This is a genomic window from Bythopirellula sp., from assembly GCF_041737835.1.
In the GTDB taxonomy this organism is placed as follows: Bacteria; Planctomycetota; Planctomycetia; order Pirellulales; family Lacipirellulaceae; genus Bythopirellula.
Window position 1 is genome coordinate 19,057 of the sequence record NZ_JBGSQY010000038.1, and the last position, 20,374, is coordinate 39,430.

Sequence of the window (20,374 nt, forward strand, 5' to 3'; positions counted from 1 at the left end):
CTAAGCCTCCTCGACTACGACGCTTACCAATTCCCAATCACCACTCATCGTGTCAGCCGCGTCTGATGCCAAGCGTGTGATGTGAATGCGCAGAATTTCACCCGCTTCCAAATCCGCAACACTCAGCGATCCAAATTCGCTTTCCACCAACACTCCGCTCGTCGCTGGACACGCCACAACGAGATCGCCACTTGCGGTCGCCGCAGGCAGCGCATCGAGGTTCGCCCCGGCGGCAATACGCGTCAGCTCCACGCGCAGCTTGACGTTGCCACTGGTAGCCGATGTTGGTGTTCCCGTCACAACAACATGAAGCTCGCCCCCTTTGTAGTGGCTCGGCACAACCGCCTGAAATTGTGCGGACTCATTCGCACTCGCATTGAAATCGAGCACGACGAACTCTCCCCGCAAATCGAGCGTGGCAAAATTCGCCGTCGGCGGATGATTCGCCAAAGGATCAAAAACCAAAATCGTGTCACCTGTTGCCATCTTGAATCTCCAACGCCCAGGGGTTGCAACCCCTGGGCGTGCCTCCCTTAACCGTTCACACCTACCCCGTACACTTCACCACAAACCGCGGATTGATCACCGCCGCCGCGCCTCGTTCGCTCGCCTTGAACCGCAGCAGGATGTCGTTATTGAAATCCGCCTCGCTGTTGATCGGCGCTTGCGTCACCGTGATCGGCCAGTTCTCCATGTAAGCAAACGCCTTGCGGAAGTCGCCCACGAACCACCACTTCTTCGCTTCGACGGCCGCGACCCCCGCTGTGATCACGCGCCGATAAGCCAGACGACTTTCCACGACCTTGTAGTTCCCCAGCGGATTGGCCGCCGTGGTTTGCGTGGCCGCGCCGCTGGCGCCGTAGTTGATCTCCACAGCATTGAACACGCGATGCGCCGCGTGACGATACGCTGGCATCACCAGCACGGTCGTCCCCCGCACGAGCACCGGTTCACCCGTGTTCGGATCGAGCATGTCGGCGAACAATTGCTCCGCCGCGTCGACGTTCGTCCAATCCACGAGCGCGTTGCCACCCAACGAGTTCACCCACGGCCCGTTGGCATAGTAAGTGTCGTAACTCGTGCCGTTGGCCTTGTAGTTGTTCGTCTCGCCAATCACGACGTCGAGCAACCGCTTTTCCTTGTTGAGGCCGAGAATCTCACCCACTTCCGCGGCACGGCTCAGGATCAAATGCGTGCGATCAAAGAAAATCGCTTCTTTCGTCACCGGCACAATGAAACCACGCTTGGCCGTGTTGGGCGTTTCGATGAAGTCCTCACCGAATCCCAAATGCGGATACGGCATCCCCGGCGGCACTTCGTCGATGTTCTCCTTCAACCGTCCCACGCCTGGAATCTTCTCGCCATCAAGCCGCGTCGGAATGGTCTGCACCAACTTCGACACGACAAACGCTTCTTGCGTGTAAGCATCCAGAATCTTGGCATGCACCACCTGCCCCGCGACGTTGAGAAACGCCGTCACATCGACCCCTTCCATCGATTCCGTCACGCTCACCTGCCCACTCGAACGCGGGTCCAACAAGCGAACCCACTGCCGACCATCCGGCACGAGCGCCTCCGCCAGGTCACGGATCGAAAAGTCCTCGGGAGCCAAGTGCTTTTGCTCCAATGCCTCCGACAAGTGCGCGACGGTCCGCTCCGCACCATCCAATTCATAACGTCTTTTCAGTTCTCGATAATTCAATGACACGAATGTCTCCTTGGTAAAAATGTTCCGAAAGTCTTGGCGAGCCAGAAACGTGAGTGCCTGGAGTTTCTCCGGTCGCTCACGCTCACGGCTCGCCGCCCCCCTACGCCGCGGCTTGTGGCCCACCCTTCACCAACGTGCTCACCACATCCACCAGCACTTTGGTTCCCGCCGGCGAAACACGCTTCACACACCGACCGACGGCCAGATTCGGGGTCGCCACCTCATCGACCAACTGATTGTCGAGCTCGCCCCCGCCCGCATCGTTGCCACCCAGAAAGTCCCCCACGTCGAAAGTCGCCGCGGCACAATCGAATTCAAACACTCCAGTCGTCGCCACGCGAATCGGATCCGACACCCCCACAGGCGAGCACTGCATCGCGACCCCCACGAACTTGTCGTGAAACGATTCCTGTGTCGCCGCCAAAGTTTCCTCTGCTTCAAGTACACCCGCGGGACGCACGTCATCGGTTTCCAAATACACGAGATCGCCAATCTCGATCGGGATGTCCGCATCCACCGGCATCATCACAGGATTCGTTTCGCCATACCGCCATCGCATAACATTCGACATCAATTGCCTCCAATCAAACAAACATGTGTAATAGCCGCCGACGGAAGTCGACGGCCTGACCAGTTACTTACCCACCTTCAACGCCCGCGCGAAATCCACCGACGTGCTTTCACTCGCTGCGCGTGATTCACGCACGGCCAGCTGATCGCGCGAACGGGGTCCCGACGTCCGCCACCACGCGTCGTGCCAACTCGAAGCCTTGCGCACCAGTTCCGCCCGTTCCACGATCCGTCGTTCCACCTCGTGCTCGTCGCCGAGCGCAAGTAGCGTTTCAATAAACGCCGCGTTGACGATCCCCTCGCCTTTACCACTGGCAACACCCAAACGAGCCGGCACGGGCAAGCCATGCTTGACAAGCAATTCACTGATTCGCTGCCCACGCTCCAGCACGGCAATCCGCGCGGACGTTTCTTCATGCAGCGTTTTCAATTGCGAATTACTTGATGCTTCGATTTCCGCGAGCAAGTCCGGCCGATGCAGCTGCAGAGTTTCAAGCGTCAGCGCGTCCCACACATGTCCCTCTCCCCGGTACTCCGGGGAGAGGCTAGGAGAGGAGCTTTCAGAACCTGCACTATGCTCGAATAACCCTTCCGTCGCCGCCGGATCGGCCACCAAATCGACGCTCTGCACGCGCGTGATTTCCTCCACAAACGTTCCTTCCTCCGTGCGGCTCAATTTGGCTTGCACGTTGTGCGAAAAGCCCACGTTCCGCGGATTGTGCTCGGCATCCCAAGCCAGTTGCTCGGCAAGTGCGTGCTTGGGATTGAAATGCAAATTGCCAAACAATCCTTCCCCCGCGCGAAATTCCACGTCCCGAATCACACCGATGCGGTCTTGATAATCCCGCGGAGCCAGCGGCCCGTCTTTGGGATGATTCACATTGACCTTGGCGTCTTCATAGAGTGACGCTGCTTGGACCAACGCCGCTTCGCGATACCGCCGTCCGTTGCGGGAGTGAAGCCCAATCAACTTCACCCCCCACAGCACGCCCTCCTCGCGATCAATCCGCAACGACACCCCCCGCGAATCGGCATATTCCTGGATTTGCTCGTGTTGTTCTGTTTCCATTTTCTCATTTCCTTCTTGATCCCCGCCTACGCGGGAATGACTTCATGGACCAACAAAAAAAGCCCCGGCCGAGACATCCGTCTCAACCGGGGCTTAAGTGTGATACCAGCATTTCTGCCGGCTCAGTTAATACCCAAAATAGCTGTCAGCTATTAGCTCTTAGTTTTTAGCCAAACAATCACTCTGGCTAACAGCTAAAAGCTAACGGCTAATCGCTTTTCTTACCTCACCATTCTCTCCACCGCCACCTTCGTGTATTGAATATGTCCATCCTGCACCGTGATCGTCACACTCGCCGATCCATGAAAACCCGTCACGCAGGCGTTCTCAATCACCTTCTGAAACTCGGCTTGTGCGACCTGCCGTTTGTCGACCTTCGCACTCGTGGTATTTGCTCTCATCATGCGTGTGAACATACCACATCTCAGTGGCCATTTCATTAACGATTTTTGGCCACCTTTGCTTTTTAGCTTCTCGCAAAAAAGGGCTGGAAATTCTTCCGCCACTCTTTATTGACCCATCCCCATACCGTGATATGCTGTGGACAAGCACTATTCTCAATAAATCGATGACATAGGTACATCACCTCATGAATCGCTTATTTTCTGTTTACGGCTCGCTCTTCGCCATCTTGTTCCTGATCGCGGGCAACTCAGTTTCACTGCACGCCGTACCAATTGTCGATCAAGATTCCCTCTACTCAAGCAAGAGTTTTGCGAATCCCGGTTACAGCGGCAACCAGATCGCACAAACGTTTACGGTAGGCTCAGCTGGTTTACTTTCGCAAATCGACTTGCAACTTTTTCGCTATCCAGAGGCAACCACTTCACCAGTTGTGCAAATACGTTCCACCACGGGCGGAATTCCTAACTCCAGTTCGTCGAGCGTCCTTTTTGAAACGACCGTCAACTTGGCGAATGTTCCACTTGACCCAGGTTTTTCCGGATACGTTCAACCAACGAGCTTCGACGTCAGTTCAGCCGGCATCATGGTCAATCCCGGCGATGTGCTGGCGATCTCCTACACGGGACCAACCATGATTTCGCCCGATTGGACGCTGTGGAGTGGCAAGTATGGAACCAACAACTATGCCAATGGAAGTCGTTACTATCGATCATCGAACTCGCAAAGCTGGTCACTTACCGGCGAAGAGATGAGCTTTCGTACCTGGGTCGATCCCAATCCGCTTCCCCCCGGACCTGGCATCGGAAACTACACGCTCTTCGAAACCGCGCTGGCCACCCCTGACCATCCCTCGTCCAATAGTGGCAGCATTATCAGTAGCGATTTCTATACGGGAATTGGATTCAATGTCGAACGCACAACCGATATTTCTCAAGTCGGTGCCTACCTCGATGGAACTGGCACCGTCTTTGCCGCGATCATCAAGCTCAGTGGACAGTACGATGTTCCCAATTTCTCTGGGAATGACGTCCTCGGCCACGCATTGATTACGCTTCCCAACAGCACGACAGGTAGTGACATCAGTGCCGACCTCGACCTCACTTTGGAACCCGGATCCTATGCACTCGTGTTTGGATCGGGGCGATTTGGCGCGACTGGCGAGGCCTTCGTGCGAAATTCGCACATCCCCAACGGTAATTGGACAGAATATACGCTTCGGCAATCTGATGGGGTCCGCACGTTTGTGGCAGGCACGAAGCGAATGTTCGTCGTGGCCGATTCCGCGCCGGACACTCTGCAGATCCGTCCGACCCTGGACCTCGTCGCTGAAATCGCCTCCGACGAATCGATGCGCCTGATCGATGGCGAAGACGACATTTTGGTTCGCAATGGCGCTACGAGTTCCGATCCCGATTATGTGGCCTTGTTCCAGTTCTCACTCGCCGATGTCCCCGCTGACCGGGAAATAACCGGAGTCAAATTAGAGATCGATTTGAATCTCCTTACATTCAGTGGTTCGGGGGTCGCGTTCGATCTCTTTGGCTATGCGGCCGATGGCACACCTCTACGCTCTCATGCGATTACACTTGGCAAAACCGATATCGGCACGACGAATTTCAGTTCTACAGGGTTGGCAACCGTTACGCTTGATCCCACGTTCGTCGAGAGTCTTATTGGAAATTCAACTCACTTCGGACTCGCCATCGCACCGACCGGCACCAACAACTTTCGCTTTGCGACACTCGAAGGAGGCGAATTCAGCGAACCTGCGCTGTTAACAATTAGCCTCGGCCCACCCCCCTTAGTCAGTGGCGATTTCGACAATGATGGCGATGTTGATGGCCGTGATTTTCTCGCGTGGCAACGCGGCGAATCACCTAACCCGTTCAGCTCGGGTGACTTGGCCGAGTGGCATGTCAATTACGACAACTCAGAACTCAATGCCTCATCGGCTGCCGTTCCTGAACCAAGTGCGCTGTTGCTGTCTTTCTGCGCAATCACCCTGTTCGTTGTTCGTCGCCAGTAACGCTCAAGTTGCTCGAAGAATTACGAATTTTCTCGCTGCGCGTCGATCACACTCAGCAAGTCGCGTATTTTTAGAGCGTTCTTTATGCCCTTCAGACGAATCGTGGAATACCTGCCACCTGCCGTCGTGGTCAACATAAGCCCTTCGATACCACAAAATCTCATCAAAGGACCCGAGAAACAGGAATAGTCGACTATCGAACGGAAGTGCAGTTTGCGATCACTACGAACAAACACTCCTTCGCTAAACCTGAAATACTGCTTTTCAACGGAAACTTCCAAGCGATTAACGCGCAGTCGACTTAAGTAATGGCCAACAATTCCATAGATCACCACGGCAATTGTTGAACCAATTAACAATCCAATTCCCATTCTTAAAGGAATCGTGATCCACGAATCAAGCTCCATCATCGCATGTCGATTGGTAGCGCTGACCAAACCAAATTGTGTGCCAAAGAAAGCGCCAAAAAACAAAAGTGTCAGTAATGCTTCGAGTCGCCAATAACGGCACAATTTCTCTCGCTCAATCTCAATAGGAAATGATTCTGGATAAGAATCTGTCATGGAAAGCAATTCTCCGCGGCCAATGGGAACAACTCATGTTACTTTCATTATTTCGATTTCGTCGTTACCAGCTTTTCAAAAATCGCTTCCTATAACCTCCGATTATCCTAAGTACAACCAGGAACGCTAATTACCACTAATCTTCGCTAATCAATAATTAGCGTTCATCAGCGTCTATCAGCGGTTCAAAAATCCGTGTTTCTTCCGTGTTCATCCGTGGCTTATTTTCTCTGCGGCTGATTTACACAATCAATTTCAACTTCATGAGGACCTGTGCGGCGGTCTGCTCGATGGTCGCGTTCGTCGCGTCGATCAGAGGATAACCCCGGCGCTGGCATTCCGTCTCGAAGTCCAACACCTCGCGAATCACACTTTTCAGATCGTCGTACTCGGTTCCCGGCGCGCCGGCTTCCTTCATTCGCTCGACACGAATTTCGTGCAATCGCTTGGGCTGCATCGTCAAAGCGACGATCTTCTTCTTGGAAATTTTGGATAGCTCGGCGGGGAATCCCGTCGCCGGCGAAATCGCCACGTTCGCCACTTTGTAACCTCGCGATCCCAAATACAGCATCGTCGGGCTTTTACTCACGCGGCTCAGTCCCACGAGCACGATATCTGCCTTACTCAGCGTCGAGAGACCCAGATTGTCGTCGTGTTCCATTGCGAATTCCATCGCTTCGATCCGCCGCTGATAAGCTGCGTCCATGCTGTGTAGTCGCGTGAGATCGTTGTTCGAAAACTGCCCCACGCAGTCTGCCAGGAAATCAAACAGTGGCCCCGTCAGATCAAAATGAGGCAGCCGCTGGCGTACGCAGTAAGAGCGGACCAACTGCTTGCTGCCTGCATCGGCCAGGCCATGGATCACCATCACCTGCGAACCACTGATCCCTTGCAGAATCTGCTCAATCTGCTCCGGCGTGGTGGCCAACGGGTGCGGCACGATCTCAAACTCGATGTTGGAAAATTGCGTCGCGGCCATCGTTGCCATGCGAAACAGCAAATCCCCCGTCGAGCCCGAGATTAAGTGCATCGTGTACTTCTCGCGCACTTCTTCGGATTGATCGGAACGGCTCGCCGTGTCCTTAACGTTCTTCTGAAAGGTCTGTTTTTTGGCCATGCTGTTGTTGTAACGATTCCAGCGAAACAAGTACACCAATCCCTGCTTGACTTCGCTATTGAAGAATAGACCGCAGACAAACGCGGATTAAACGGATTCTCACGGATTTGATTTCAAAACAGTGAATTCTAATCTGCGTTAATCCGCCGAATCCGTGTTCATCCGTGGCCTATTCCCATCCGCCGACTATCCTCCTTCCGCCTTCCCCCTTCCACCTTTCTTCTCACCCCCTGTGCATCACCAAATTCTTCTGCTCCTGGTCGTAATCCAACCCTAACTTCAAGCTCCATGTCTGCGGCGAAAGAATCCCTTTCTCATACGCGATCTTCTCCACCTGCGCCTGCTGCAACGTATTTCTCACTTCCAAACTCGGCGGCGTGATTTGGATATCGACCCACTTATGAACCTCCAGCGGCAACCGCCCCGCTTCGACGGCATGGGCAATCACCCGCCACAAGAGTTCGCGGTCTTCGTTCTTGAGATTTCCCTGCAATCGCTCGAACATCTTCACCGCCGGACCTTCGGCCACCAATGTTGAAGCATAATTCGAGTTCGACGCATCCGACGTAAACATAAACTCCGGCATCACTAACCGCGCGGCGACGGCCCGCAGCTCTGCCTGCAACACGGCCACGAAATTGCTCGCATCGATCCCCGATGCGGGAAAATCGTAATCCATCCCCGCCGGTGCATCGAGAATCGTCCCCGGAGCATACTGCGAGAGATACCGCGTGCGACCGCCAATCGTCGACGTCTGACTTTGATCGGCAACGAATTGCTCCACGCCCGACCGCGACGCTCCGCGATGTTTGCGAATCAACGCGATCGCCGATTGAATCTCTGCCACGACGCTCATGTTACGCAGCAGCTTCTCGATCCGCCGCAGATTCTTCCGCACCGGAAAATACAACGGCAACCCACGCTTCACATTGGCATCGACGTTCGCCTTGCGATGCTGAATCTCCGCGGCGTTCACCGGCTCGCCGTCGATGTAGTACCCGAGCACCGATTCCACATCGTGCTTCTCGGTGTGAATCCCAAAGCTCGCCTCGGGCACATTGGCGACCTCGCGCGGAGTCGTCACTTGATCCGGCTCCACGAATCGTGTGCGTGTCACGCCGACGGCATCGATAAACAGCCGCAGGAAGACTTCGCCATCTCGATCCAACCGCCGCACGATTTCCTGCTGCCGAGCCTGCCAACGATTCACGAGCAAAAACTCATCAATGACGGCCTGCACTTCCGCTTCCAATTCCGCGGGAGCGTCGATCCCTTTCCGCACGCAGGCCCGATAAACGTGTCCCGTTCCGACCAAATAGCTTACGCGGTTCTCAATGCCGTTGATCGCAAACTCGTTCGTGTTCACCAGGTGCCGCACCTGATTGCGAACTTCAGCCAACTCCTGCTCCGTGGCAAACGGCACGCTCAACCGAGGACTCCCCTGCCCTCCGACCGACAACATGTTCCACATCTGCCCCGTGTCGTCGAGATACGCCTCAGGCGGATCGACAAACAAATCCCACAAGGCATCAAACGCCTCCGACAATCGTGATTCCCAACGCTCTGCTTCTATCATCTAGTTTCCCCTTGCATGTCATTCCGAAAGGAGTTCTGCGACTTGAGGAATCTGGCTTCCACTCTCGTGCGCTTTCAACGCGTAATCGTACTGCCAGCCAGATTCCTCTGTCGCCTAGGCTCCCTCGGAATGACTTCATTAAAAAAACCTTTTACTCACCCACAATCAATCTCATCCCCAAACCGTCATCCCTCGTCCCACCTCGAAACACTTCCTCCGCCAACCGCAATGCCATCTCCAGCGCATCCGGCCCGTCGTCATGCGAGCCCAACGGAAAGTCTTGCAATTGATTCACCAGCATCTTCGTCGACGCGTTGCCGCGCAAGAATCGCAACCGTCGCTGCGACAAGTACGGCCCCAGTCGGCGAATTCGCATCTGTTTGTTTGCAAAGTTGTGAATCGCACTCGGCACGCACCAGAAAATGCCTTGCCGCGCAAACTCCGCCACAAATTGGTCAGCCAACAACTCCTGAAACTGGTTCGCCTCGACGCCAAATCCCTGCGATTGATACTTCTGACACAACGCCACACCGTCACTCACGATCCGCTGCGTGTCCCGCCGTGCCAGATCTGCGGCAACGTAAAGAGTCCCCGTGCGGTCGACACCCAACACGACAAACGCCGAGTAATCCCCATGCCGCGATTCACGGCCTTTGCTCGGATCGAGCGCGATCGTCGTGAACTGCAAATCCTGTGGCCAGCAGTCAAACCAAATCTCCTCGCCAAAATATTCGGCGGGCCATTCGCACTTCTCCGGATCAACCGGCGAATTCTGCTTCTCACGCTCAAACGCCGTGCGGCCACTCTCGGCACGCATCTTCATCAGCGTGTACAGATCCTCTTCCGCCGGCCACAAAACGACCGCGCCAAGTTCCATCGCCGCGCGATTCTGCTCGAAGAATGCGAGCGCATTCTGTGCCGCCTCGGGATTCTGTGGATCGCAATAAAGTTCTTCCCACTCTTGCCAGAGGTACATATTGGCCGGCCAATCCTCGATGGCCGCAAACTTCCGCGTGATCCAACCCGTTTTTTGACTGTGGATCTGCATCGCTAGCGCCTCGCGGTGCAGTGCCGTCGCCAGATTGATCGAGTTTGTATTCTTGTTGCCGGCCTTCATCAGAGTCCCATGAAACCACGAGCGGCTGCTTTCGCGTTGCCGCGCCGATTGCATGTGTCCGTCATTCTGTAAGTCGTCGCACACAATGAGCGACGGCCGGGCATCGCGTTCCCGGCGACCGCGCAATTTTTGTCCCGTGCCGAATGACTCAATCACCGTGCCGTTGGTCAGCTTGATCCGATTCCCGGTATGAGTTCGACAACGCACGTGAGCGTAATGCTCTTGGAGCAATTCGTTGGATTCCAGCTCCGCCTTGATGTTCTCCAAGTGAGCCTGAGCTTGTGTTTTCGTATCTGAAATGACCCAAATATATTCTTCCCACCCTTCAAGCGCTGCCCGCAGCACATAGCAGAGCGTGCCGATGGTCGACTTCGCCCCGCCACGTGGCCCCATCACATTCAATTTTGTTCCCCGTCGCAAATGCATTCCGTCGAGTTGATCGCCCAACCACTCGTGCATCTGTGAGGGAGCTTTGCGAAAATGATTGGGCAAATACCTCTGTCCCCACTCCAATGTGCTCAACTGCTGATGTTTGGTTGCTAATTTCTTTTGTCGCCCGTGAATCTTCAGGGCCTGCGAAAGCCACAGCACCACCATCGCCAGTCTCGAAATCCAGCGATGAGCACTCGCGAAAAAGTAGCCACTCCCTTTGTACATCACCGTGCGTCTTCCTTACTTTCAGACCCTGCGATGTCCTTAGGTTCCGGTTCCGCGAGAGCGAGCACCGATTTCGGCAGCACGCCCCCCGCTTCTTGTTCCAAGGTAATCGCCAGCGCCGCTAGGCTCGTTACCAATCGTTCACGGTCGTCCTCGCGCGTGACTTCACGAAACACGATCTCCACCAACTCGTCGATGAGCTCCTGAATCTCGGCCGTCGTTAAACCTTTGGCCGTGCGGCGTGAATATCGCTTCTGCGCTCGCCGTTCGAGCCACCACGTTGCCGCCCGCCAGTTCTTTTCATCCTTGCTCGCCGCGTGGAGCAGTTTCATTCTCAGAAACTCCGCTTGCCCTTCGGCGCGCAGCAAGACTTGCTCAAACTCGGGATCGCTTTTCAGCACTTGCCGCAATCGCTTAACCGTCCACCCCACCGCCTTCGCCGCCATCTCGCGGTCGCAACCCATCGCAAGCATCGTCCGCACGGTTTCCTGTTGATCCTTCAGGTTCTCGTCGCTCATGATTCCCCCACAAACTCAAACGACACCACCGCCCGCCCCGTCGAACTACGGTACTGCTGAAACTGACTCGCGCTCCGCGAATTGGAACCCGTTTTCTTGACGTTCACCGTTTTCCAGAGCGGCGAATGTTTGCAGTGTCGAATCAACGCCGGATGACTGCTCGTGACGTTGATCCGATATCCCTCTCGCCGATGAAGTGCCGCCACCGCGGCCACCACCTTCATACCGATGCCCATCCCTTGATAATCTGGCAGCGTCACGATCCGCGTGAACCGCCGATGATGTTTGCGGGTGATGATCGGCACGGTCGCGCAAAACGTCACCGGCTCGCCGTTCCACAGTCCCAAATAACACCGGGCCCCGGGCGCGAGCGAACCACTCAGATAGTGATGTCGCGCAAACAATTCCCACGCAGCCATTTGGCAGCGATAGACTTCCAAGTGAATCGTCGGCCGCCGAAGCCGCCTCCGTTCTAGCCGACCCGTCGCCATATCAAGCACCCAATCCGCTTCGAGCCATTCCGCCACGTCGTAGTGACACGTCACCGCAATAAACCGGCACGAAATGCTGCCACGGCGAATTCCCTTGGCAATCGCCGTGGAGCAAGCCTTCGCCACGTTGCGATCCACGACGCTTGTGTATTCGTCAAAGACAACAAGTTGCGAGTTTCGCGTTTCGAGTTCATTTTCTTTCCTCGCGACTCGCGACTCATAACTCGCCGCTAATGCTTTCGCCAAATCACACCGAAACCGCTCCCCGCAACTCAACACCTGATACGGCTTAATCCACGACGGCGGCGAACTGAATCCCACCGCCGTGAAGAGTTCCACGACCTGCCGCACGGGAATGTCGCCGAAGCAATCGATCACCGCCTTGTCGGTCGGCCAATCGCTTTCGGTATAAAGTTCACTGTTGTAAAACTCCCGCGCGATCGTGCTCTTGCCGCTTCCCGACGGACCAACGATCAGTCCCACTTCCCAATGCTCGGCCAGCGACGGCAACTCCACGCGAAATCGCTCCGTGCATTTCTCGGCAAGCGGCACGTCGAACATCCCCGCCACCTGCTGCACGCGAAACGAATCAAACACAGGACAGGAAACTTGCACTTCCAATTTCGTCACTTCAACTCCCTATTGCACAGACTTAACTAGCGCCTAGCGCCTCGCAACTCGTAACTCCTCACAACGTCAACACCCGACACTTGTATCCTTCACCGCGCATCCGTTCGTAAACTTCCTGCTGCTCATCTTCATCCTTGCATTCGACAACGACCTGAAATGCCTCGGGGATTTCAACTTCTGGGCGATCACTCGATGCAGCAAATGCGGCGCTCGTTCTTTCCTCCGCTTCCTCAAGCTGTGCGAGCATTGCCACCACGCCAGGACTTTCAAAATCGCAATCGCCCAGCAGTTCGTTGAGACGCTCACCATCGATTTCGGCGAGATCAGCCAGCGGATCGTGCGTGAGCAAAATCTTCGCGGCTTCTTCTTCGTTCACATCGAGCACCAACACGGGCACCACTGCATCGGGCGTCGTTTCCGCGCGTAAGTGGCCATCAATCAAACCGAGCCGACCGTCGGGCAGCTCACGCACGAGTAACGCATCGGCGTAGCCCACTTCCGCAAGCACTCCCCGTAACGCATCGCGTTGGTTGTCGGGATGGGTGCGCCAATTCCGCGGATGCGGCACCAACTCGCTCGCGCGCACTCGCCGCAGTTCCTTCACTCGATCACGAATCTGCATAGTTCACCTTTCCCCACTCACTAATTTCCCCAACAACTCACGCACCTCCTTGATATCACTCCGCAATTCGGTGCGGAGTTGCTGGGTCGAAACCTCGATCGCCGTGAGTCGCGCCCTCACCTCCGCGATCTCACGGCCCGAGGCGAAGCGATCTTCGTCGACAATCGTTGGCACTTCGCGATCGACGGCAAACGACGCCGCTGCCGCGCCCACCATCGCAGCAATGAGCGTCGCCGCCGCCGGCCAACCAAGTTGTCGTTGAGTCACTTCAGACATAGCACAACCTACTTACTCGCCCCATTGCCCGCCGTTTCAGTCCGCAAATTCGGCGAGTCCGTTGGCCCCAAAGGTTCTTCTGTGGGACGTACACCCGCCGCCATGTCAACGCGATTCGCATCGCCGGCAAACGCATTGAGATACTCGAGTACTTGCACATAGTTGCCGTACATCCGCATCGAATCTTTCACGTAGATGAACGTCCCGCGGAATCGGCTTTCTAATCGCGTCCAATTCACAATCGCCCGGTCGATCGCCCCCAATAAGATGAGCGCGTTCTGGCTACGAAAGTTGAGTTGGCTTCCCAACGGGATGTTGGGATCGCTCCCATCCAAAGCCCACGGCAACGAGATCAAACCGCCGGGCGCTTCTTGCACCTCATCGCCGCCAAACGGATCTTGCGCTCCGGTGAGCGTTTGCTGCACGTCGGTCGCGCGTTCGATCAATTCTCCCAGCGACAACTTGTCGGGGTTGTAAGTCACTCGCCGCCGCATCCGATCCGAAGCGAGCAAATGATCGACGTAATGGTTCTTGGTCGTTTCATCCAAGCCACCCCGCACTCCGAATTCATCGTTCGAGACGATCTCGCTACGAAAATCAAACAGTGGTCCCAAAGCCGCCACGATGTGCAAGTTGCGAAACTCAGTAATCGCACGCCGAAATTGTTCTTTCCCAAGATCACCCGCAGGCATGTTTTTTCTCCTTTGCAAATACTTGATGAATCGTTATTTAGCCGCGGTGCTTGCACCGCGCTCATTACTTACGACAAACTTCGTGGGGGCAATCTCGTTGAATCGTTCCCTTAACTCCCGCCTCAACTCGTCGGCCCACGCCGCTCGTGCCAGGTCCGTGTCACTGTCGGCAACCGCATCGAGCCGGTCGAGCGCAAGCCGTCCAGCAATCGCGTCCTGTAACGGGTCACGTCCTTCCAACTGCGAAAGTCGTAAAAGTTCTCGACCTTCACGGTCATCGCGTTCGATGGGTTGCTCGACTTCGCGAAACGTCGCCTCCGCCATGACCGCGGAGCCCTCCTTACTCGTGTCCGTGGGGAAAGCCACTCCCGCGGCGACCTCCCACGCGCCGCCACAACCATCCCACCAGCCAACCACCAAGAGTCGTCACTCCCACAACACCCCACCCCGTTGCCCCAACAATCCCTTCCGCCGCTCGCAGCTTAGCGCCCCACCCCGCCAACTCATCGTGCGTCACATAGTCACCACGTTCCTGCTTCCCCCGCTCCAACGCCGCGATCCGCGCTTTAATTTCTTCAAGCCCAGGCGAGCTTTTCGGCGTACCCGCCGCATCAAACTCAGTAGCGGGCGGTGCAGGCGGAACCAAAGGCGGTGCGGGCGTCACCAACGGTGGTGTCACCAACGGCATCCCCCCACCCTGCGGCACCCTCGGGCAAACCCCATTCGGGCACCGATAAACAAATGTGGTCCGCTTCCCCAACACGCGATCCAAAAATCGCCGCAGTGGCGCGCCCGTACTCGCGTAGGTCACGCCCTCCGCTTCGCCCCATACCACGGCGACCAAATTGCCTTTCTCATCGAACACACCCCCGCCCGAATCCCCCGAGCGCACCGCATCTCCCACAAGCACGCTTGTCTGCCCCGCATTGTTCGCTTCACCAACAACCGCTCCTTGGGCACACCGATACTCACCATGGGGCCCAAAGCCACAGGCTTGCAGTTGCGCTGTCGGCTGAATTTCAAACGCCACTTGCGCTCGCTCACAATCGGGATTGCTAATCGCCAGCGCCGCCAAATCGGCCTCATGATCGATCGCCACGAGCTTCGCACCGTGTGTTTTGACTCCGGGAAACTCAACAACGACCGTCCCAACCCCTTCGCTAAACAGATGCGCACAGGTCAGAACCAAACCCTCGCGACCATCGTCGGTCTTATCCACGAGCGTGCCGCTTCCCACGTTGTTGAACGTGGCCAACCGATTCTGAACACGACAGACCGCTGCACGTGGTTCCGCAAACACAAGTTGCGGCGTGAGCAGTAACATCAATAGGAAACCGCGCATCTCACACCTCCCCCAGTGTGAAGCGATAACGATAGAAGGCACTCCGCGCCAAATCAGCCGGCTCGGTGATCCGATCCGCCAAATGCGGCACGGGATCAACGCCTCCACCGATGCGGTCGGCCATCGCACAAGCTTGCGAGCAGAACGGCGGCCGCGTTTCCACGTGGGCATCTTCCGTGGCTGGCTTCACCAGCAGCCGACAGAAGGGGGCGTGCAACAGCGCCGCCTGCAACAATCCGCCGTAGCCGTAATCACACCCGGCCAGTAGCAGCATGAAACGATTCGCGCCGTGGCGATCGTATTCGGGCCAACGGTTGTCGGGGTTCACGGCAAACACATCGATCAAGCCAGGAAACTTGCGCACCTGACTGGCCAACGTCACCGCCCTGCCCCCCTTAAGCTCACGAATCTCGCAGCAGAACAAGGTGTCGCCCCACCAAATCGCCCGCGCGGCATGCGTGTATTCGCTGCGCCCCGCCGTGCCAATCAGTCGCGACAACAGTCCCCGACCACGAAACAACAGCAAATCGCCGTTCCAAATTTGTGCTGCGCTCTCTGACAGTCGCACGTAATTTTCTCGTTTTTCATTCACTCGCCTGTTCCTCACTGCGCACAAAAAAAGCCGACCGCAGGACCAAACCCTCAGCTGAGGATTTCGTCTCGCGGTCGGCTTGTGTGATACCCCTCAGAACTTTGAAATTCTGGATGGGCTTCGTTCAATACCTCACGAACAAACGCACCATAACATAGTGCGTGGCACAATTTCTACAAAAAAATTGGAAGAAAATTTTCGCTAAGCGCCGGTACTTGTACCGTCACCCGCCGCAAGCGGCGTGGCTAAATCATTACCGGCTAATCATATAACGCCGATTGGCCACCCGGCCGGCGTAGTCGCGCTCATACGCGCTGAACTCGGCCCACACGGGAAAGTGATCGGAAATCTCCAGCGCCTGCTGCTCGTTGAGATTGTAATTCCGCATCACGTCGAAGACCCCCGACCGGCCCGTGTATTCGGTCGTCGAGGATTGATGAATGATCAGATTGTCGTACTGTTTATCTTGCCGCGTGTTGGTCGAAACGCCGGCAATCAAGGGCAGGATGCCCGGGAGTTGCCCCAGACGCTGTAAGTGCCTGTCGTCGGCATTGAAATCGCCGAGCATGATCACATCGTCTTCTTGGCGTGCTGACCGTCGCACGACTCGATACACTTCCGCCAGCGCATCAAGTTCCACCACCAAATCACGCGGATTCGGATCGGTATGGACATTCACCAGCGTGAACGTGAATGCTTCGTCGGGATCGACCCCACGCACAGCAAACGTCGCCACCAACGGTTCGCGATGCAAGAGATCGTCGGGATCGTTGATCGTGTAAATACTTTGAGGATCCACGGTAATGCGGTCGGTATCAAAGATATACACATACTGCTCTTTGCTCACCGTGCGACCCAGCCGCGGGCCGATCACATGATCGTAACGCCGCCCGGGCTGATTGATGAGTTGCACGAAATTCGGAATCAAATACTCGTTCTGAGAACGGATTTCCTGAATCGCTACGATATCAAACTTGCGAATCATATCCGCCAGCCGCACCATGACGTACTGCTTCGACGCCTTGGTATTGCCGAACGCTTCGATGTTGAACGAGGCTATGCGAATCACCGGCCCGCTGTTGGGAAGTCCGGGGGGTTGAACTTCGGCAGCATTCGACGAGACCGGCTGATAATTTTGCGTCGGAGATGGGGCTGGAGCCGACGAACCATTCCAAGTGCCCGGCGAACGATACGGATTCACTGCCGCTGGCTGATTGCCGTCGGGGCGCACCGCCATCTGGCTGAGTCCCCCTCCTTGCAGGAAGAGCCAACTCAGATAGCCAATCACACCAAGCGTACCGAGCGACAAGAACCGTTGCACGAGCCCCTCCTTGGGCAGCGAGCAATACATCTAGCCCGATCATCTTGATCGGGAAAACAAGCGCAGCGCGCGCAACACCTGCGCGGCAAAGAATATCGGCCAACCGCAATTGTTGCCAGAGGAATACGCGGTGCCGCTTGCGGCTTAGCGCCCCACCCCGCTGCCGCATGCTAGCAAAATTTTTACACGAGATAGCAGAGCAAGCAGAGGATGAATACAGAACACTAATCAGCGCTAATCTTCGCTAATAAACATTTCTTAATTAGCAATTATTAGCGTTCTGCACTTCTTATCTCTGCTCCCTCTGCTTGCTCCTGTAAATCCCTTCATAGAAATCCGCGAAGATCCGCCCAATCAGTGTTCATCCGCGTTCTATTAGAATTACCGTCGAGCGTGCTTCACCAAATGCCCCAACTCCGGCAAGATCAACTTATCCATTGCCAGCCGCACCGCCGCCGTCGACCCCGGCATGGCTAGCACCAAGGTGTTCTCGATCATGCCCCCCAGCGCCCGGCTTAACATCGCCGCCGCCCCAATCTCTTGATAGCTCAGCATCCGAAACAGTTCGCCAAACCCGGGCAGCTCCTTGGTCAACATTCCTGCAATCGTATCCGGCGTTTGATCGCGCGCGGCAATCCCGGTCCCGCCGGTCAGCAACACGGCATCCACCTCCGCCGAAGCCACGTACTTGAGCAACGCTTCGCGCATGGGAACCGGCTCGTCGGGGATGACCACGTGCTCGACGACGCTATGCCCGCCCGCTTGCAGGCCTTCGACAATCAATTGTCCGCTCTTGTCGGTGGCGGGAGTACGGCTGTCGCTCACCGTGATCACCGCACAACGGACGGCCGGTGGTGCCGATTGCCGGTGTTCTTCGGCCGACGGGCTGCAATATCGTTCGGTCATTTTCGCACTTTTCCGCGGGATTTCTCGACTTGGGAACGGATCGACTATAATTGAAGATACCGAGCAAGTGGCGAGAATACCACGGTCCGAGAATAGAACGCGGATTGGGTGGATTGTCACAGATTATTACAGGAGAAAGCAGAGGGAGCAGAGAGGGGAACTCTAATAACCGCTAATCACCACTAATAAAAATTTCTTGATTAGTGGTGATTAGCGCTGATAAGTGTTCCAAATTTTTTTTCTGCTCACTCTGCTACCTCCTGTAAAAAAATCCGCGAAGATCCGTCCAATCCGCGTTCATCTGCGTTCTAATAATTTAAGAAACTTTTGTGCAACGTCTGTCTTTGGCCTCTATGAAGTCTTTCAATACACACATCCTGTGCTTCTCGATCGCAACAGTGCTGTGTGCTGACATGACCTATGCCGATGTGTTTCATCTGACCGATGGCGGGCAAGTCTCCGGCCAGCTCGTGGAGCGCGGCGACAAGGGCGAGTACATCGTCAAAACCGATCTCGGCGGCAACGTCACGCTTGCCAAAGACCAAGTGCAAGACCATGTCCGCGAGAGCGAACATCAACGGGAATATGAAACCCGGAGCCGTTCGCTGCCCGATACCGTCGCGGCTCATCGCTCGATGGTTTCCTGGTGCAAGGAGCACAAACTTTCCGATCAGGCCGATCACCATTTGCAGCGGATTATCGAACTCGATCCCAACGACGAGCAAGCCCGCACGGCCTTGGGCTATCAAAAGCATCAGGGAAAATGGTTCAAGCGTGACGACATCATGGCTGCACGTGGCATGCGGTTCTACGACGGGGCCTACCGCACCGCGCAAGACATCGCGTTGCGGGAACGCGACAAGGCGCATCAGAATGCCGAAAACGAGTGGTTCCAGCAGCTCAAGCTCTGGCGCGGTTGGCTCGACGGGCGCCGCGTGGATCGTGCCGACGAGGCATTAGCGGAAATTCGCTCGATCACCGATCCCCAGGCTGCCATGTCGCTCGTGAGAATGCTCGCCTATGAAAAGGACGACGGTTATCGTCCTTTGTGGATGGAAGTTTTCAGCCAAGTCAAGCATCCTGCCACGATGCGGGCATTGGTTAATCTGTCGATCACCGAACCCGACCGCGACACGCGGATGCAATGTGTTGAGTATCTCCTGAGCATGGGCCAAGAGATCGATATCTCGCCCTATGTAAAAGCGCTCCGCAGCAAAGACAACGACACGATCAACATTACGGCGGAAGCTCTCGCTGAAATTGGCAACCCCGAAGCGATCAGCCCACTCATCGATGTCCTCGTAACGCGGCATAAAATTCCGCTGCCATCGACCGGCGAAATGTCGGCGTCTTTCTCACCCGACGGCAGCGGTGGTGGGGGCCTGAGTGCAGGCAGCAAACCCAAGTTTATCGAACAAGATTTTGAGAACGTCGCCGTGCGTCGGGCGCTGATTGAACTCTCCGGCGACCAAGACTTCGGCTTCAATAAAACGGCTTGGCATCGTTGGTACGAGAATCAACGCAGACAGCAAGTGATGCGCGATCCCCGCCGCGATGAATAATTTGATTCTCAAAGTCTACTGATATAACAAGTATTATCCGTATTCAAGTCTATTGGGTACCAATAGTTTAAGTACACAGGGGACTAAATTAAGCTATGCATATTACGCTCTGAAGGGTGCCTAAGATTACCACTGCCTGCGTGGACATTGCTCAGCTATGAGCATGCCCAATCAACCACCGGCTGCGGCTTCATGAATTTTACTTAGCCGATTTTTTGGTTGTCGCTCTTTTCTTGGCTGCTTTCTTCAGAGCAGATTGAGCCTTCACGGCTTTCTTGGGGACAGTTTTCTTCGCTGCGGTCTTTTTGTTTGCAGTCTTTTTTGCGGCGGCTTTCTTTTTATAAGCAGCCGTTTTTGGTGGGGCTTTCGATGACTTGGCCGAACTCTTGGCTGTTTTCTTTGTAGCTTTCTTTTTCTTCACAGATTTGTTGCCGACGATTGCGCCGGTGACTCCACCCACTAAAGCTCCCACGGGACCGGCCACAACGGCACCGAGCACGGCTCCCGTGATGCCGCCGACAGCTTGCTTGGTAACGGGTGGAGTTTCCGGGAGTTTTGCTGTGGACGAGGTTGCCGTAACACCTTTGGCTGACTTCTTGGCCATGATTTGCATC

At 55.6% G+C, this 20,374-nt stretch carries 22 protein-coding genes; 2 read left to right on the top strand and 20 right to left on the bottom strand.

Annotated features, from left to right (window positions below; translation table 11 throughout):
• The 5 genes from AC6T8Q_RS11375 to AC6T8Q_RS11395 form a co-directional block, all read right to left on the bottom strand.
• The gene (locus tag AC6T8Q_RS11375; RefSeq protein ID WP_500679192.1) at positions 1 to 486 is read right to left on the bottom strand and encodes a hypothetical protein; all 486 of its coding nucleotides are present in this window, start codon (positions 484 to 486) and stop codon (positions 1 to 3) included.
• Positions 487 to 547: 61 nt separating this feature from the next.
• A complete protein-coding gene (locus AC6T8Q_RS11380) occupies positions 548 to 1,708 on the bottom strand; it encodes a phage major capsid protein (RefSeq protein ID WP_500679193.1) in 1,161 nt (386 codons plus the stop codon).
• Between the two features lie 100 nt (positions 1,709 to 1,808).
• A complete protein-coding gene (locus AC6T8Q_RS11385) occupies positions 1,809 to 2,279 on the bottom strand; it encodes a capsid cement protein (RefSeq protein ID WP_500679194.1) in 471 nt (156 codons plus the stop codon).
• Positions 2,280 to 2,342: 63 nt separating this feature from the next.
• A complete protein-coding gene (locus tag AC6T8Q_RS11390) occupies positions 2,343 to 3,347 on the bottom strand; it encodes a hypothetical protein (RefSeq protein ID WP_500679195.1) in 1,005 nt (334 codons plus the stop codon).
• 221 nt (positions 3,348 to 3,568) lie between these two features.
• Positions 3,569 to 3,751: a hypothetical protein gene (locus AC6T8Q_RS11395; RefSeq protein WP_500679196.1), complete on the bottom strand. Its 183-nt coding sequence runs from the start codon at positions 3,749 to 3,751 to the stop codon at positions 3,569 to 3,571.
• Between the two features lie 185 nt (positions 3,752 to 3,936).
• Here AC6T8Q_RS11395 and AC6T8Q_RS11400 point away from each other — a divergent pair, with 185 nt between their 5' ends.
• Positions 3,937 to 5,778, top strand: coding sequence for a hypothetical protein (locus tag AC6T8Q_RS11400; protein ID WP_500679197.1), 1,842 nt, complete (start codon positions 3,937 to 3,939; stop codon positions 5,776 to 5,778).
• A gap of 20 nt (positions 5,779 to 5,798) precedes the next feature.
• Here the strand turns inward: AC6T8Q_RS11400 and AC6T8Q_RS11405 are convergent, their stop codons facing one another.
• The 14 genes from AC6T8Q_RS11405 to AC6T8Q_RS11470 all read right to left on the bottom strand — a co-directional run bounded on the left by AC6T8Q_RS11405 (position 5,799) and on the right by AC6T8Q_RS11470 (position 18,198).
• Positions 5,799 to 6,341, bottom strand: coding sequence for a PH domain-containing protein (locus AC6T8Q_RS11405; protein WP_500679220.1), 543 nt, complete (start codon positions 6,339 to 6,341; stop codon positions 5,799 to 5,801).
• Between the two features lie 241 nt (positions 6,342 to 6,582).
• The gene (locus tag AC6T8Q_RS11410; protein ID WP_500679198.1) at positions 6,583 to 7,458 is read right to left on the bottom strand and encodes a pyruvate, water dikinase regulatory protein; all 876 of its coding nucleotides are present in this window, start codon (positions 7,456 to 7,458) and stop codon (positions 6,583 to 6,585) included.
• A gap of 223 nt (positions 7,459 to 7,681) precedes the next feature.
• Positions 7,682 to 9,034 carry a phage portal protein gene (locus tag AC6T8Q_RS11415; RefSeq protein WP_500679199.1) on the bottom strand — a complete coding sequence of 451 codons (1,353 nt, stop codon included), beginning with the start codon at positions 9,032 to 9,034 and terminating at the stop codon, positions 7,682 to 7,684.
• A gap of 151 nt (positions 9,035 to 9,185) precedes the next feature.
• Complete coding sequence (locus tag AC6T8Q_RS11420; protein WP_500679200.1) at positions 9,186 to 10,808, bottom strand: phage terminase large subunit family protein; 1,623 nt, start codon at positions 10,806 to 10,808, stop codon at positions 9,186 to 9,188.
• Entirely contained in the window at positions 10,808 to 11,326 is a 519-nt protein-coding gene (locus AC6T8Q_RS11425) for a hypothetical protein (protein ID WP_500679201.1), read from the bottom strand. The genes AC6T8Q_RS11420 and AC6T8Q_RS11425 overlap by 1 nt, the downstream gene beginning before the upstream one ends.
• Positions 11,323 to 12,447 (bottom strand): GNAT family N-acetyltransferase, encoded by a 1,125-nt coding sequence (locus tag AC6T8Q_RS11430; protein WP_500679202.1) that lies wholly within the window; start codon positions 12,445 to 12,447, stop codon positions 11,323 to 11,325. Before AC6T8Q_RS11430 ends, AC6T8Q_RS11425 begins: the two co-directional genes overlap by 4 nt.
• A gap of 58 nt (positions 12,448 to 12,505) precedes the next feature.
• The gene (locus AC6T8Q_RS11435) at positions 12,506 to 13,069 is read right to left on the bottom strand and encodes a ParB N-terminal domain-containing protein (protein ID WP_500679203.1); all 564 of its coding nucleotides are present in this window, start codon (positions 13,067 to 13,069) and stop codon (positions 12,506 to 12,508) included.
• Between the two features lie 3 nt (positions 13,070 to 13,072).
• The gene (locus AC6T8Q_RS11440; protein WP_500679204.1) at positions 13,073 to 13,345 is read right to left on the bottom strand and encodes a hypothetical protein; all 273 of its coding nucleotides are present in this window, start codon (positions 13,343 to 13,345) and stop codon (positions 13,073 to 13,075) included.
• An 8-nt stretch (positions 13,346 to 13,353) separates the two neighbouring features.
• Positions 13,354 to 14,037, bottom strand: a complete 684-nt coding sequence (locus tag AC6T8Q_RS11445; protein WP_500679205.1) for a hypothetical protein — start codon at positions 14,035 to 14,037, stop codon at positions 13,354 to 13,356.
• A gap of 33 nt (positions 14,038 to 14,070) precedes the next feature.
• The gene (locus AC6T8Q_RS11450) at positions 14,071 to 14,361 is read right to left on the bottom strand and encodes a hypothetical protein (RefSeq protein ID WP_500679206.1); all 291 of its coding nucleotides are present in this window, start codon (positions 14,359 to 14,361) and stop codon (positions 14,071 to 14,073) included.
• A 16-nt stretch (positions 14,362 to 14,377) separates the two neighbouring features.
• The gene (locus tag AC6T8Q_RS11455; protein WP_500679207.1) at positions 14,378 to 15,379 is read right to left on the bottom strand and encodes a S1 family peptidase; all 1,002 of its coding nucleotides are present in this window, start codon (positions 15,377 to 15,379) and stop codon (positions 14,378 to 14,380) included.
• A gap of 1 nt (position 15,380) precedes the next feature.
• Complete coding sequence (locus tag AC6T8Q_RS11460) at positions 15,381 to 15,971, bottom strand: hypothetical protein (protein WP_500679208.1); 591 nt, start codon at positions 15,969 to 15,971, stop codon at positions 15,381 to 15,383.
• A gap of 253 nt (positions 15,972 to 16,224) precedes the next feature.
• A complete protein-coding gene (locus tag AC6T8Q_RS11465) occupies positions 16,225 to 17,322 on the bottom strand; it encodes an endonuclease/exonuclease/phosphatase family protein (RefSeq protein WP_500679209.1) in 1,098 nt (365 codons plus the stop codon).
• Between the two features lie 351 nt (positions 17,323 to 17,673).
• Positions 17,674 to 18,198, bottom strand: coding sequence for a MogA/MoaB family molybdenum cofactor biosynthesis protein (locus AC6T8Q_RS11470; RefSeq protein ID WP_500679210.1), 525 nt, complete (start codon positions 18,196 to 18,198; stop codon positions 17,674 to 17,676).
• Between the two features lie 353 nt (positions 18,199 to 18,551).
• Here AC6T8Q_RS11470 and AC6T8Q_RS11475 point away from each other — a divergent pair, with 353 nt between their 5' ends.
• Positions 18,552 to 19,760, top strand: coding sequence for a HEAT repeat domain-containing protein (locus AC6T8Q_RS11475; protein WP_500679211.1), 1,209 nt, complete (start codon positions 18,552 to 18,554; stop codon positions 19,758 to 19,760).
• A 199-nt stretch (positions 19,761 to 19,959) separates the two neighbouring features.
• Here the strand turns inward: AC6T8Q_RS11475 and AC6T8Q_RS11480 are convergent, their stop codons facing one another.
• Positions 19,960 to 20,364 carry a hypothetical protein gene (locus tag AC6T8Q_RS11480; RefSeq protein ID WP_500679212.1) on the bottom strand — a complete coding sequence of 135 codons (405 nt, stop codon included), beginning with the start codon at positions 20,362 to 20,364 and terminating at the stop codon, positions 19,960 to 19,962.
• Between the last annotated feature and the right edge of the window lie 10 nt (positions 20,365 to 20,374).